This is a genomic window from Hydrogenispora ethanolica (genome assembly GCF_004340685.1).
In the GTDB taxonomy this organism is placed as follows: Bacteria; Bacillota; UBA4882; order UBA8346; family UBA8346; genus Hydrogenispora; species Hydrogenispora ethanolica.
The window spans coordinates 55,191-70,046 of sequence record NZ_SLUN01000031.1 but is presented as its reverse complement, the minus strand read 5'-3'; the positions used below and the strand labels follow the sequence as shown (position 1 = coordinate 70,046).

The window sequence follows — 14,856 nt, the reverse complement described above, 5'->3', positions numbered from 1 at the left end:
ATCAAAACGGAATTTATTTCATCCTATTACTGCGGTAATAAGTTGAATTAAATTCCTTATTTTTTCCATCATGGCCGGCTTTAGGGACATGATGCATAATAGAAATTTAATTCAACTTATATAGCACAGTCGTCGCAAACGTCCTCCGAGAGCCGGGAGCCCGGCGGAGGCCGGCCGAGCCTAAAAAAGAAAAACGGCCTACCGGCCGTTTTTGAAAATCTGTTATTTACCCCAGGTTCTATAAGTTGAGTAACATTGGAAATAGCTCCCGGCTGATGAGCCCATATCCGGGTTCTCCACCCTACGGCTCAATCTCCGCCACCGAGCCGACCACCCGGCCGGGCCGGTACGGGAACTTCAGGATCAGCTCGCGGCTGGTCACGCCGCTCAGCACCAGGATGGTCTCCAGGCCCGACTCCAGGCCCACCTTGACGTCGGTGTCCATCCGGTCGCCGATCATCACCGCGTTCTCCGAATGCTCATCCAGGGTGCGCAGGGCGATCCGCATCACCAGCGGATTGGGTTTGCCGACGAAATACGGGATGTAGCCGGTGGCCTTCTCCAGCAGCGCGGCCACCGCGCCGCAGGCGGGAACGCTGCCGCCCTCGCCCGGCGCGGCCGGGTCGGGGTTGGTGGCGATGAAAGGCACCCCGGAGAGGATCAACTGCGAAGCCCGGATGATCTTATCGTATGAGTAAGAATCGGTTTCGCCCAGCACCACGAAGTCCGGGTTGTAATCGGTCAGCGTATAGCCGACCTCGTTCAGGGCCTGATAGAGACCGGTCCCGCCCAGTACATAGGCAGAGCCGTGCGGTTTTTGCGACTTGATGAATTTGGCCGTGGCCATGGCGCTGCTGAAAAAATGGTCCGCCGTGACCGAAAGGCCGATGGTCTGCAGCCGGTGCTGCAGGTCCTGGGGCGTATAGCGGGAGTTGTTGGTGAGGATCAAAAACTTGTGTCCGCCCTGGATCAGCCGTTGAATAAAATCGCCGGCGCCCGGAATCGGCCGGTCGCCCTGGACCAAAACCCCGTCCATGTCGATGAGGTAGGACTTCTTTCGGGCTGGAGTCGAATTCTTATCGCTCATGGAGCGCAAACCTCCGTTATCGTCTGAAGTTGATGGACTACTTTATAGTTGATTTATTCGCGTCGCGGCCTTCTGATTCCTGCTCTGGATCGCAGATCCTCAAAAATTCACAATTCCCTGGCGCCGGGCGGCGTATCTTTCGCCGCCGGCGGCAGCAAACTATAGGAAAGGAGCGCTTTCCGGACGGCACCGGTTACCTTGAGGGCCGCGCCGGCTTAATCTTTTTGAAACATACCGGCCCAAAAATCCGCTCTCCGGAGCGGCCGGCCCGGGGCGGAAAAACAAATTGGGGAGGTTTTGCGAGGGCATGGATCAGTACGTCAAGGTCAAGGGGAAGTTTTACCGGCTCCATTCCATCAGCGAGGAAGGCGACCATTGCCGCATCGGCTACTGGGTTCCGCCGCACTCCGCGCGCGACGACTATGAAGTGCGTTTCCTGGAGGGCAGCGTCAGCCGCCAAACCGTCGGCGACCGGGAGATCCTGGAGATCTCCTGAGCCCGCCGGACAAACAGAAAGAGAGGCCCGCTCGCCCGGAACCCCTCTTTCCTTGACCCATCCATATTGTAAGGAGGAACATGTCTTAGTATTGCCATCCGCCGCCGCAATATACTTCTCTCCTCCAAAAGCCGCCCTTCTCCCCCAAAATCCGTTACGCTCCGGCCATCTTTGCTCTTGACACCGAACGTCAGTTTGGTCTATGTTTAAGAGAAGAAGTATTGTAGAATTAGACTGGGTATTTCACTGTTCGGTTATTTTTGGAAATGCGAGGTGCGACCGATGGCCAATCACGCCAAAGCCGCTGAATATAATAATACCAGTATCTCTTCACTCAAAGGAGCCGACCGGGTCCGCAAACGGCCGGCGGTCATCTTCGGATCGGACGGGCTCGAGGGCTGCGAACATTCGGTATTTGAGATCCTCTCCAACTCCATCGACGAGGCCCGCGAGGGCTACGGCGACCGGATCGCCGTCACCCGCCACCGCGACGGGTCGATCACCGTGGCCGACCGGGGCCGCGGCATTCCGCTGGATTTCAACCCCAATGAGAAACGCTACAACTGGGAACTGGTCTTCTGCGAACTCTACGCCGGCGGCAAGTACCGCAACAACAGCGGCGAAAACTACGAGTTCAGCTTGGGCCTGAACGGCTTGGGCAGCTGCGCCACCCAATACAGCTCGGAATACATGGACGTCACCGTCTACCGCGACGACTACCGCTTCGACCTGCATTTCGAGAAGGGCGAAAACAGCGGCGGCCTCAAGAAGGAGAAATGCCACTACCCCCACACCGGCTCCATCATCAAATGGCGGCCGGACCTGGAGGTCTTTACCGATATCGACATTCCGCTGGAATATTACCAGACCACCCTGCGCAAACAGGCGGTGGTCAACGCCGGGCTCACCTTCGAGCTGCACGACGAGTACTCGGGTGAGACCTTCGAATACTGCTACCAGAACGGCATCGTCGACTACATCAAGGAGATCGGCGGCGAGAAGAGCTTCACCGAGGTCCAGTTCTATGCCACCCAGACCAAGGGGCGCGACCGCGAGGACAAACCCGAATACAAAGTGAAGCTGGAGATCGCCTTCTGCTTCAACAACGAGATCAATCTGCTGGAATACTATCACAACTCGAGCTTTCTGGAGTATGGCGGCGCGCCGGACAAGGCTGTCAAAGCCGCCCTGGTCTACGAGATCGACAAGTGCCTGCGCAACCGGGGCAAATATACCAAGGACGAGGCCAAGGTGACCTTCGCCGACGTCCAGGACAGCCTGATCCTGGTCACCAACTCCTTCTCCACCGAGACCAGCTACGAGAATCAGACCAAAAAATCGATTACCAACAAGTTCATCCAGGAGGCCATGACCGAGTTCCTCAAGGAGCAGCTGGAGATCTATTTCATCGAGAACAAGGCCGAGAGCGAGAAAATCCTCGAGCAGGTGCTGGTGAACAAGCGCAGCCGGGAGACGGCCGAGAAGACCCGGATCAACATCAAGAAGAAACTGGCCGGGAACGTCGACATCACCAGCCGGGTCAAGAAGTTCGTGGACTGCCGCACCAAGGACTTGAACCGCCGCGAGCTTTACATCGTCGAGGGCGATTCGGCCCTCGGCGCCTGCAAGCTGGGGCGCGACGCCGAGTTCCAGGCGATCATCCCGGTGCGCGGCAAGATCCTCAACTGCCTGAAGGCCGATTACGACAGCATCTTTAAGAACGACATCATCGTCGACCTGCTGAAGGTGCTCGGCTGCGGCGTCGAGATCAAGTCCAAGCATAATAAGGATCTGAACACCTTCGACCTGGCCAACCTCCGTTGGAATAAGATCATCATCTGCACCGACGCCGACGTCGACGGTTTCCAGATTCGCACCCTGATCCTGACCATGCTCTACACGCTGGTCCCGACCCTGATCCAGGAGGGCAAGGTCTATATCGCCGAATCCCCCCTGTATGAGATCGCGGTCAAGGACAAGTCCTATTTCGCTTATTCCGACAAGGAGAAGGTCGACATCCTGGCCAAACTCCGCGGCAAATATACCATCCAGCGCTCCAAAGGGCTGGGCGAAAACGAGCCGGAAATGATGTGGCAGACCACCATGAATCCGGAGACCCGTCGCTTGATCAAGGTCATGCCGGCCGACATCGAGGAGACCCAGGCAGTCTTCGAACTGCTGCTGGGCGAGAACCTCTCCGGCCGGAAAAGCTTCATCGAGGAGAACGGCTACCGCTATCTGGACATGGTGGATGTGAGCTGAGACGGGTTGTTGGTTGTTAGTTCGTGGTTGTTAGTTGTTAGTCGTTAGTTGTTGGTAGTAAGAAGTACTAGAACCGCGAACCTGAATCAGCTTCCTGAATCAGCTTCAACAACCAACAACCTGAATCAGCATCCTGAATCGGCATCAACAACCAACAACCAAATTTATGCATTCATCTCAACAGGAGGCTACCCGATGACCCCTCCCAACGTTAATCTTCCAGTGGAACAACCCATCGTCGACACCCTGGAACAAAACTATATGCCCTACGCCATGTCCGTCATCATCTCCCGGGCCATCCCGGAGATCGACGGCTTCAAGCCGTCCCACCGCAAACTCCTCTATACCATGTACAAAATGGGACTGCTGACCGGCAACCGCACCAAGTCGGCCAACATCGTCGGCCAGACGATGAAACTCAACCCCCACGGCGACCAGGCCATCTACGAAACCATGGTCCGGCTGACCCGGGGCAACGCCGCCCTGCTTCATCCGTTCATCGATTCCAAAGGCAACTTCGGCAAGCAGTACTCGCGGGACATGCGCTACGCCGCGCCCCGTTACACCGAGGCCAAGCTGGACAAGGTCTGCGAGGAGATCTTCCGCGACCTGGACAAGGATACCGTCGACTTCGTCGACAACTACGACGGCTCGCTTCAGGAGCCGACCCTGCTGCCGACCACCTTCCCCAACATCCTGGTCAACGCCAACCAGGGGATCGCCGTCGGCATGGCCAGCAATATCTGCAGCTTCAATCTGCGCGAGGTCTGCGAGACCACCATCGCCTACATCAACGACACCAACCACAACGTCGTCCAAACCCTGCTGGCGCCGGATTTCGCTTCCGGCGGCCAGCTGATCTATAACGAACGGGAGATCGCCGAGATCTACGAGTCTGGCCGGGGCAGTTTCAAGCTCCGCGCCCGCTGGCGTTATGATAAGGCCAACAACTGCATCGAGATCTTCGAGATCCCCTATACCACCACCACCGAGGCGATCATCGACGCCGTCATCGATCTGGTCAAAAACGGCCGGATCAAGGAGATTACCGACGTCCGCGACGAGACCGACCTCGACGGGCTGAAGATCACCTTCGACGTCCGGAAGAGCACCGAACCGGAAGCGCTGATGAATAAGCTTTTCAAGCTGACGCCGCTTCAGGACAGCTTCAGTTGCAACTTCAACCTCCTGGTCCACGGCAAGCCGCGGGTGATGGGGATCAAAAGCATTCTCGACGAATGGCTGGCCTTCCGAACCGACTGCCTGAAACGGCAGCTCAGCTTCGACATTCAAAAGAAGTCCGACAAGCTCCACCTGCTGCTGGGGCTCAAGGAGATCCTGCTGGACATCGACAAGGCAATCCGGATCATTCGCGAGACCGAGGAAGAGGCCATGGTCATTCCCAACCTGATGACGGGCTTCGGCATCGACGAGCCCCAGGCGGAGTTCGTGGCCGAGATCAAGCTGCGCAATTTGAATAAGGAGTATATTCTCAACCGGGTCGCCGAGATCAGCGACCTGGAAAAGGACATCCGCCACCTGCGCGAGGTGCACGGAAGCGAACTCAAGCTCTATCAGCTGATCATCAAGCAATTGACCGAGATCGCCAAGAAATTCGGCCAGCCGCGCCGGACCGAGATCATCCGGGAGGAACAGGTCGAAACCATCACCGAGGAGCATCTGATCGAGGATTACAACCTCAAGCTCTTCCTGACCGGCCAGAATTACCTGAAAAAGGTGCCCCTGGTCTCGCTGCGGGCCAATCCCGAGCACAAGCTGAAGGAGGACGACGCCATCCTGCAGGAGGTGGAGAGCCACAACAAGGCCGATCTGCTGCTCTTCTCCAACCAATATACCGTCTACAAAATGAAAATCTACGAGCTGGAGGATCACAAGGCCTCCAGTCTCGGTGAGTATCTGCCCAACCTCCTGGGCCTCGGGCCGGACGAAAAGATCATCTTCCTGACGGCCACCGACGATTATCAGGGCTATCTGATCTTCTGTTTCGAGAACGGCAAGATCGCCAAGATCGACCTGTCCGGCTACGCCACCAAGACCAACCGCAAGAAACTGCTGGGCGCCTACTCCGACCTCTCCCGCCTGGTGAATATCTTCTTCACCAAGGAGGACCTGGAGCTGATGGCCTACTCCAGCATCGGCAAGGCGCTGATCTTCAATACCGTGGCCATCAACCCCAAGTCGACCCGCGACTCCCAAGGCGTCCAGGTCCTTAAGGGCAAGAAAGGCAGCACCATGACGGAGGTCAAGCCGCTCGCCGCCGTCCGGCTGACCGACCCCGAATACTATCGCACCAAAAACATCCCGGCCATCGGCTGCTATCTGAAGCCGGAAGACCGCAACCCGGTCCAGTCCGGCCTGGAACTGGCTCTGGAGCGGGAGAGCGGCGAGGACGGGACGGCGGAGGAATAAAACGGCTGAGCCGCCGTCATCGGGCTCCCCGGATTGGATTGGAAAGCCGCCAGGAGACTCGTTCCTCATTCAGCCACGAGAAATCATTCAAACTTGCCTTTCCGAATCAAAAACAACGCCAACTGCGCCCGCCTTCTTTCCAGGAGGCGGGTGACGCTTTTTTCCGGTGAAAAAGGACTCCGCCCCTCCTTCCGCGAGGCGGCTGCTTTGGGATTCGACCGGGGCCGTGATCCTTCAAAATATTGGTTTTGCAGTTTGAAAGCCCTTTCGTTATAATAAGGACGAGGGAAAACATGATCATTTTATTGACAATCCTAATCGTCGCGGCGATCGCCTTATTTATCGTCAAAGCCAAAAACCCCTCCGCGTATTGGATGGCTCTGATGCTGGTGGGATGGTTTCTCAGCATGGCGGGGTTGATCCTGTTCTTCTCGAAATACGGCGGCTTTTATTACCATGTCAATCTGGTCCTCTTTCTGGATGATCGCATCCGCCAGCTATTGCTCACCTCGCCCATTTCGATCGACTGGATCAGCCGGCTGATCACGGTCGGCCGTTCCATCTTTATTTTCAGCCTGACCGGGCTGTCGCTGCGGCTCTTCTATAACCGGCCGTTCAGCGAGATCTGGTCCAAGTATGTCTTCAATGCCGTCCTGCCCCTGGCGAACCTGTGGTTTTACGATCCGCTGGTCTACCGCTCGATGCTCGGCCTGATGGAGCGGAACGCCACCTTCGTCATCAGCCTGATCACCCGCGCCTGGGTCATCGGCTCCACCGTCATCGCCCTGGCGGTCATGGTCTGGCGCTATCGCCGGATGTCCATTCCCTGGGCCAAAAGCCGGCTCAAGCACATTCTGCTGGGCGTCTTTTCGCTGGTGGCCTTCTATTTTTACCTGGCTTTCCTGGGGCCGCTGCAGGTGACCGACGCCCGGACCTATTATTTTCTGTATTGGGATTTCTCCAATTTCAATCCGCCCTTGACCACGCTGGACTGGTACATCGGGATCGGCTTTACCGGGTTTACCTCCATCTGGAGCATCTTCGCCATCTGGAAGTATACCGAGGTCCAGGAGCAGTTCGGCAAGCCCGACCTGCTTCTGGCCCGCAAACTCAAGACCGCCAACATGGGGGTCCGCGTCTTCACTCACGGCATGAAGAACCAGCTGCTCATGACCCAGCTCCTGGTGGACCAGACCCGCCAGATGGCCCGCTCGGAAGCAGCCCCCGCCGCCGAAGCGGTGGTCCAAAATCTGGACAAGATCGGGGAGATCGTCGGGCAGACCTTGTCCCGCCTGGATCTGCTCTATCAATCCTTTAAAACCTCGTCCCTGGAATTGCGGCCGCTCAGCAACGAGGAGCTGCTGCAGCAGACGCTCCGCCGGATCAAGGCCGTTCCGGAGCACATCCGCCTGGAAAGCCGGCTCGACGATCACTGCCTGCTGCTGGCCGACGAATTTCATCTCAGCGAGACGCTGGCCAACATCGTGATCAACGCGCTGGAGGCCATACCCGCCGACCGGCCGGGCCAGGTGACGATCCGCTGCTATGTGGAAGACCGCTGGTGCGTGATCCGGGTCAGCGATAACGGCGCCGGCATCGCCAAGGAGCAATTGCAGCAGATCTTCGACCCCTTCTTTTCCAGCAAGAACAGTACCAAAAACTGGGGAGTCGGCCTGTCGTACGCCAAGCAGATCGTCCAGGGTCATTTCGGGCATATCCTGGTCAAGAGCCAAGTGGGCCAGGGCAGCCAGTTCGATATTTTCCTGCCGGTCTATTCCGTCGGCTCCTAGCGGTCCGGCGGCCGGCAGAATTCACCGTCATCGAGCAATAACAGCGAGGAGCGATTCGTTATGAGCGGTACCCCTCTCATCCGGGTGATTGTGGCCGAGGATCTAGCGGTGTTTCGGGAGCATTTTACGGCTGTCATCAACCAGCAGGCGGATCTGCGGGTCGTGGCCGGTGCCGCCAATGGCCGGCAAGCGGTGCAACTGGCCGCCGAGTGGCAGCCCGACGTGGTTCTGATGGACATCGAAATGGACCATAAACGCGACGGCATCGAGGCCGCCCAAGCGATTCTGGCCGCCCAGCCCGGGATCAAGATCGTCTTTCTGACGGTCCACGAGGATGATGAAACCGTCTTCAGCGCTTTCGAGAACGGCGCCGTGGATTATGTGCTCAAATCCAGTCCCCCGGAGGAGATCATCGCCGCCATCCGCCTGGCCCATCAGGGCCATTCGCCGATCCGGCCCGAAGTCGCCGCCAAGATTCGCAATGAATTCTCGCGGATTCGCAAAAACGAGAGCAACCTGCTGCAATCGGTCTATATCCTCTCCCAATTGACGCCGTCGGAAAAGGAGATCCTCAACCTGTTGCTCCAGGGCATGCGGCCGGCGGAGATCGCCGATTCCCGCCAGGTGGAGCTTTCAACAGTTAAATCCCAGATCAATGTGCTCTTAAAGAAGTTCAACAAGAAGCGGACCAAGGAAGTGGTCCGCCTGATCAAGGAATTGAATCTGAACGATCTTTTTTACCAGCACCTCAACGGCTGAGCCATCCCGTTCCCGGCCGGGAAACCGGGGAAGCAATCCGAATGTCCCCCTCTCACCGGGCCCTCCCGATCCCTTCCAAGATGGACGCCGGTCCGGTAGGCATCCCGGCCCTCATGTCAGGGATGAGCTGCCGTCCAACTAGGATATTCTTCATCCTTGTTAGGATGAAAGCCATCCTTGTAAGGGATGCCTCGATCCTTTCATAGGATCTTGCGATCCTTGTAAGGGATGCCTCCATTCGTGTAAGGGATGGTCTTCATCCTTGTAAGGGATCCCATGATCCTTTCAGCGGATCTTTCGATCCTTTCTTCCCGAAAGATCATCCTAGCATCCCGGAGCCTCGGGGAACCATCCCGGGGGTTCCGGGATAAAGGACCAAACCTCCGGGAAAGAGGACGGAGGCTTCGGGATGCATCGACAAACCTTGAGGAAGCTTCCCCGAGGCTTCGGGCAAGAAGACCGGGCTTTGGGGAAGCTTCCCCAGCCTTCATCCCTGCCGGCCCCGGAAGTCCGGAAGGCAATCCCGCCGGGCATTCCCCTTGGGCGGGGTCTCCCGGAACGGACCGTCCCTCGCTATTCTTTTACGCGCCGCCCCAGCGCCCGCAGCAACGGCTCCGGACGCAGAAAACGCCGGGCCGCCACCACCCTGGCTAACTTGCCGGTTTTGACGAAGATTCCTTCCTGATTCTCATACCATTGAGCGGCCGTGCCGTCTTGAAAGTAAGTCGCGATGGCCCGGGATTCCAGCCACTGGGTCGAGCGCACCATCATCCGCAGCGACCCCTCGGGCATCTGGGTGAATTGCGAGGTCAGCCGGACCGTCTCTTCCAGGTTGTGATACCGGTAATCATTGGCCCGGGTCCAGGCTCGCATGAATTTGACCGCCAGGCCGGGATGGCGTTTCAGGAAGCGCTCGGTCGTGACCCAGCTGTTCAAAAAGGCGTACTCCGGGATAAAGCGGGCGTTGTCGGCCAGGCGGATGACGTTCTCCTTGCCCACCTGGCGCTCGATCTCCGTGGTATAGGGGACCCACAGCGCGACCACGTCGATCTTGCGGGCCACAAAGGCCGCCACCGCCCCGGCCACATCCATGTTGACGATCCGCACCTCTTCCGGGCGGAGTTTGGCCTGGTCCAGGGCCAGACTCAGGATCATCTCCCCGGAAGTGCCCCGGGGCACGCCAATCCGTTTGCCGCGCAGATCGCGGAGCCCTTTGATCCCCGAATCCCGGTGCGCGATGACCATGTCGCCCAGGTTGAGGCTGTCGATGGCCAGGATCTTGCACCGGCCTTGCGCCGCGTAAAAATGCGCGCCCATTCCGAGATAGGCGATGTCGATATCCCCCGAGGTCATGGCCTGAATCTCGGGCGGCCCGCTCAAAAACTTCACCAGCTCCACGCGCAGCCCTTCGTCCTTGAAGAAGCCTTTCTCCTCCGCCAGGACCATGATTCCCGCGCCGTGCAGGTCGGGATGGTAGGCAACCCGCAGCAGCTGCGAGTTGCCGGATAAATTCAGAACGACCAGGCTGACGCCGACCAAAAGCAGGACGGCCACCAGGATCATCAGGGATAATTGATATAAGGAGGGTTTTCGATCCTTCATCCTCAGCTCCCTTTTTCGCCGCGTCGCTCAGCGGCCGTTCCGGCGAATCTTTTTTTATCCGGTCTTCCGCACCTTCATTATATCGCATCGGCCATGACCCGCCCAGTCTAATTTGGCTGGAACCCTTGCCGCATCCTTCGACGGACCCGGCCTTCCCGCGGGATGAATGGGAATTGATCGCCGGGGTGAAAGCAAAGTTCCTAAACGACAATATTTCACACCCAAAACGCGAATGTGAAATAGGAAGGATGCCAATGCGTGATGACTCCGGCGGTCCAATGGAGGAGTTCCCATTTTGGAAAACCCGTTCAAGTACTGCGCTTTTCCAAAATTCCTGGCGATGGATTGAATCAACGGAGTATAAAAAGCGCCCGTCCCGGCCGGCGTCAAATCCGGCGGGGACGGGCGGAGGCCGGTCCGGCCCCTTATTTCAAGTTTTTGGTCGCATCCATGAAGAATTTCTTGTCCAGATATTGCGAGGTCGGGATGGGGCTCTTCAGCCGTCCGATATCCACAAACACATCGCTCAGCGTGTTCAGCCATTTTTCCACTGTTCCGTTGCTAAACGCCTTGCGCAGTTGCGGCGTTGTCAGGACGGTGATGCCGGGCAGATCTTTCTTCAGAAGGTCCGCCGGGATCTCCGAGAACTTACTGGTCATGGGGACCCACTGATCCTCGGATTTCACCCGGACGTTATTGGCCTTCATGATCGCGCGCAGGAAGCCTTGGACCGCTTGCGGATTCTTCTTCATAAAATCCTTATTGGCGATCCAGCCCTGCGGGAACGTGAATTTCGGATACAAATCCTTGGAGCTCAGCACCAGATCGACATTGGGCATCATATTTTTGATCTGGCTGGTATACGGGCTATAGGTTGCCACGGCGTCCAACTGCCCGGTGCTGAAGGCGGCCACTTGATTCTCGGGCGACATCGGCACCACTTGAACTTTATCGATGGGGATCTTATTTAATTTTAAAGCCACCCGGAGCAGCATCTCCTGGGAAGTGCCCTGGGCGATGCCGACCTTTTTGCCGACCAGATCCTTGACCTTCTTGATTTTGCGGCCGGGATAGCCGTATATCATATCGCCGGTGGCGATGGAGTCGACCGCGATATAGTTGACCCGTCCTTCCATCACGATGAACATGGCGCCCGGTCCGATATAACCGACATCCAGATCGCCGGACAGCATCGCCGCGATCTCGGTCGGTCCGGAACTGAACCGCACGAATTGCGGCTCCAGGCCTTCCTGCTTGAAGAAGCCCATCTCATTGGCGATGGACACCAGGGAAGCGCCACCGATATTGTTATGATACGCGATCTTGATCGGCGTCAGGTTGTCAGCGAAGGAAACCGACGCGGCAACCAGGCTCAACACCAGCAGTGCGATAAAAATCAGCTGTTTCTTCACTTTGGATTACCTCCTCTAATTTTCGATCTTCAGGATGAAACATTTCGTTACTTGCGGGACACCTCCTATTCCGCCGCTTGTTTTTTGTGGTACTCTTCATAGACTAATTCCCAAATATGCTGCTTCAATTGGCCGAATTCAGCGGTGAATTTGACATCGTAGGCTCTGGGATAGGGGATCGTATTCGGAATGATCTCCCGGACCCGGCCCGGCCGGGCCGACATCACCAAGATCCGGCTGCCGAGATAGATTGCTTCTTCCACGTCGTGGGTGATGAAAAAGACCGTCTTCTTCTCCCGCGACCAGGTGGCCATCAGTTCCTCCTGGAGCATCACCCGGGTCTGGGCGTCCACCGCGCCGAAGGGCTCATCCATCAGCAATACTTCCGGATTGGCGGCGTAGGCGCGGGCGATGGCGGTCCGCTGTTTCATGCCCCCCGACAATTCTTTGGGGTACGCGTCCTCGAAGCCCTTCAATCCCACCAGTTTCAGATAATGCTCGGCCGCTTTGCGCCGCTCCGCTGCAGGCAGCTTTTGCAACATCGGCCCGAACTCCACGTTCTGGCGGACCGTCATCCAGGGAAACAACGCGTACTGTTGAAAGATGACGCCCCGGGTCGGCGAAGGCCCGGTGATCACTTGGCCGTCGATGAGGGCCCGGCCCGAAGAGGCTTCCTCCAAACCGGCCAGAATGTTCAATAGCGTGGTTTTGCCGCAGCCGCTCGGCCCGACCACCGTAATAAACTCCTGCGCGTAGATGTCCAGGTTGACCTGGTCCAGCGCGACCACCGGTCCGATCCGGCCTTGATATACTTTGGAGACTCCCTCGATTGCGATTTTTACCGGATTGTTCATTTACGCCACCTTCTCTTGCCAGCCGGCCAGTTTTTTCTCAAGGAACAGAATGAGTTTGTCCATGATCAACCCCAGGGCGCCGATAAGGAAGATACCCAGATACATCACGGCGGGTTGAAAATAGACGCCAGCCTCGGTGACCATGTATCCCAAGCCCCGCGAAGCGGCAATTAATTCCGAGGCGACCAGCGTGGTCCAGCTGGCGGCCGAGCCGAGCCTGGCCGCAACCAGGATATACGGGAATGACGCCGGGATCGCGATGTGGCGGAAGATATCATAATTTTTGGCTCCCAGTACCCGGGACGCCTTGATCAGATTGGGGTCGATATTTTTGATGCCCTGATAGACCGTGATGACAATAGTTAAAAAGGCGGAAAGCCAGATGACGATGATCTTGGAGGGCTCGCCGATCCCCACATACAGGATGAACAGCGGGATCAGTGCGATGGCCGGAATCATTCTAAAAAACTGCACAAAGGGCTCGATCATGCCGCGAACCACCCGATACCAGCCCATCAGGAATCCCAACAGGATTCCGCCGATCATCGCCAGGCAAAAAGCGGTAAAGACCCGGTACATGCTGGCCACGACGTGTTGCAAGAGCAAGCCGGATTGCCATTTTTCCACCCCGGCTCCGATCACCTGGAACGGACTGGGGATCAAAAAATTCTTCGGTGCAATCACCGACGTATAAAAGATCCAAATCCCAAAGAAAACCACGATCGCCAAAATATTCAGCGTCAGATTGGAGATGCCGGTCTTCGAGCGGGCCGACCCTGCCGGAGCGGACCCGGCGGCCGTATTCGCTGTTTTTGCCAAAATATTCACTCCTGTTCGTGCTGGATTATCGATGTAACATCAATTTCATTATAACGACACCTGACGTTCATGATAAGTTGTAACTATTTTCAAACTTTTTAACGAATTTTCACAAGGAAACACGCCAGCAATTTTCGAAACATCCGGGGTACTATCCTTGACAATGCAGCCCGACTACGCTTTTGAAGCGAAGAAGGAGTCACTGTGGCCATACCGTGAAGGATCCCCCAGTCTTTACTTTATCGGTTCCATTTCCAACTTCTTTAATGCACCCTCCTCTTTCGCCAATACATAACGGCATAAAAAAAGCCCGGCTTGGAAGCCGGACTCCAGGGGAAAACACTTGTTGTATCGCTGGGTGTTATGAGGAATGAATCCCATTTTCTTTTTTCCACCCCTTTACGGATGGAGCGGATAGTCTATCGATTTTTAAAACCAAATCTCGCCGACCAGATCCCAGATGATGACGGCGATTCCCAGCCCTATCACCCAGGCAAAATATTTGCGCAGCTTGCGACCGCCGAAAAGGTGGGAGAGATAGACTCCGAACCGCACTCCCGCCAGGGAGCCGACCAGCAGCAGCAGGACTAGAAGGAGCTCCACATGGCCTTGCCAGGCATGCCGCAACGCTCCGTATCCCGAGGCAAAAAGGATCTGAAAAGCGCTGGTTCCCACCGCCACATAGGTCGGAACCCCGATCACGTAAACCAATAAGGGAAAATTGATGAACCCGCCGCCCACCCCGAGCAAACCGGTGAGGATCCCCACCAGGAAACTGGCGATCAAGGGTATCCATAAACTTAACGAGGGGATGTTCGACTTGGGAAAAGCCATTTGCGGCGGCATCCGATAGCCCTGCAGATTTTGCGCGATGGCCGACGCCACTTCATCGCCGCTGGAATGGGACGCCTCATGCTGGATATACAGTCCCGTGACTGTCATCAGCACCAAAAACAGCCCGCTCATGACCAGATCCGCTACGGTGAAGGTCCGGGAATTGAGAATAACCGTTCCTCCGGTGCCCAGCTGCTTCAAAAGCGAGACCCCGATGTCCGTCCCCGCCACGGCGCCGCCGGTCATGAGCAATCCCATGCGCAGATCGATGTTGCCGTTTTTCCCGTGTTTCCAGGTGGAGTAGGTTCCCGCCAAAAAGATCTGGGCCAACCCGCTGCCCACCGCCACCGGATAGGGGATGCCGAATAAAATCTTCAGGCAGGGGGTGAGCAGGAATCCTCCGCCGACCCCGAACATGCCTGTCAAAATTCCGATAAACCCGCCCAGCAACAGTAGTCCCGGCCACCAGACATCCATCTGGGCCAATGAAAGATGAATATGCCACATCGGA

The 14,856-nt window shown here is 56.9% G+C and carries 11 protein-coding genes; 5 read left to right on the top strand and 6 right to left on the bottom strand.

What is annotated here, in order from left to right; genetic code table 11:
- Positions 1–301 precede the first annotated feature (301 nt).
- Positions 302–1,087 (bottom strand): HAD-IIA family hydrolase, encoded by a 786-nt coding sequence (locus EDC14_RS20225; protein WP_132016131.1) that lies wholly within the window; start codon positions 1,085–1,087, stop codon positions 302–304.
- Between the two features lie 307 nt (positions 1,088–1,394).
- Between EDC14_RS20225 and EDC14_RS20220 the strand changes: the two genes are divergently transcribed.
- The 5 genes from EDC14_RS20220 (at position 1,395) to EDC14_RS20200 (ending at position 8,824) form a co-directional block, all read left to right on the top strand.
- Positions 1,395–1,583 (top strand): hypothetical protein, encoded by a 189-nt coding sequence (locus tag EDC14_RS20220; protein WP_132016130.1) that lies wholly within the window; start codon positions 1,395–1,397, stop codon positions 1,581–1,583.
- Positions 1,584–1,865: 282 nt separating this feature from the next.
- On the top strand, positions 1,866–3,845 hold the full coding sequence (locus tag EDC14_RS20215; protein ID WP_132016129.1) for a DNA gyrase/topoisomerase IV subunit B: 1,980 nt from the start codon (positions 1,866–1,868) through the stop codon (positions 3,843–3,845).
- 195 nt (positions 3,846–4,040) lie between these two features.
- A complete protein-coding gene (locus tag EDC14_RS20210) occupies positions 4,041–6,275 on the top strand; it encodes a DNA gyrase/topoisomerase IV subunit A (protein WP_132016128.1) in 2,235 nt (744 codons plus the stop codon).
- Between the two features lie 293 nt (positions 6,276–6,568).
- Positions 6,569–8,065 carry a sensor histidine kinase gene (locus EDC14_RS20205; protein WP_132016127.1) on the top strand — a complete coding sequence of 499 codons (1,497 nt, stop codon included), beginning with the start codon at positions 6,569–6,571 and terminating at the stop codon, positions 8,063–8,065.
- Positions 8,066–8,125: 60 nt separating this feature from the next.
- Positions 8,126–8,824 carry a response regulator transcription factor gene (locus EDC14_RS20200; protein WP_132016126.1) on the top strand — a complete coding sequence of 233 codons (699 nt, stop codon included), beginning with the start codon at positions 8,126–8,128 and terminating at the stop codon, positions 8,822–8,824.
- Between the two features lie 573 nt (positions 8,825–9,397).
- Here the strand turns inward: EDC14_RS20200 and EDC14_RS20195 are convergent.
- The 5 genes from EDC14_RS20195 to EDC14_RS20175 all read right to left on the bottom strand — a co-directional run bounded on the left by EDC14_RS20195 (position 9,398) and on the right by EDC14_RS20175 (position 14,852).
- Positions 9,398–10,426: an ABC transporter substrate-binding protein gene (locus EDC14_RS20195; protein WP_132016125.1), complete on the bottom strand. Its 1,029-nt coding sequence runs from the start codon at positions 10,424–10,426 to the stop codon at positions 9,398–9,400.
- Positions 10,427–10,851: 425 nt separating this feature from the next.
- Positions 10,852–11,838 (bottom strand): ABC transporter substrate-binding protein, encoded by a 987-nt coding sequence (locus EDC14_RS20190; RefSeq protein ID WP_132016124.1) that lies wholly within the window; start codon positions 11,836–11,838, stop codon positions 10,852–10,854.
- A gap of 65 nt (positions 11,839–11,903) precedes the next feature.
- Positions 11,904–12,692 carry an ABC transporter ATP-binding protein gene (locus EDC14_RS20185; protein WP_132016123.1) on the bottom strand — a complete coding sequence of 263 codons (789 nt, stop codon included), beginning with the start codon at positions 12,690–12,692 and terminating at the stop codon, positions 11,904–11,906.
- Entirely contained in the window at positions 12,693–13,511 is an 819-nt protein-coding gene (locus EDC14_RS20180) for an ABC transporter permease (protein WP_132016122.1), read from the bottom strand. It abuts the gene before it with no gap.
- Between the two features lie 429 nt (positions 13,512–13,940).
- Complete coding sequence (locus EDC14_RS20175) at positions 13,941–14,852, bottom strand: sulfite exporter TauE/SafE family protein (protein ID WP_132016121.1); 912 nt, start codon at positions 14,850–14,852, stop codon at positions 13,941–13,943.
- Positions 14,853–14,856: the final 4 nt, after the last annotated feature.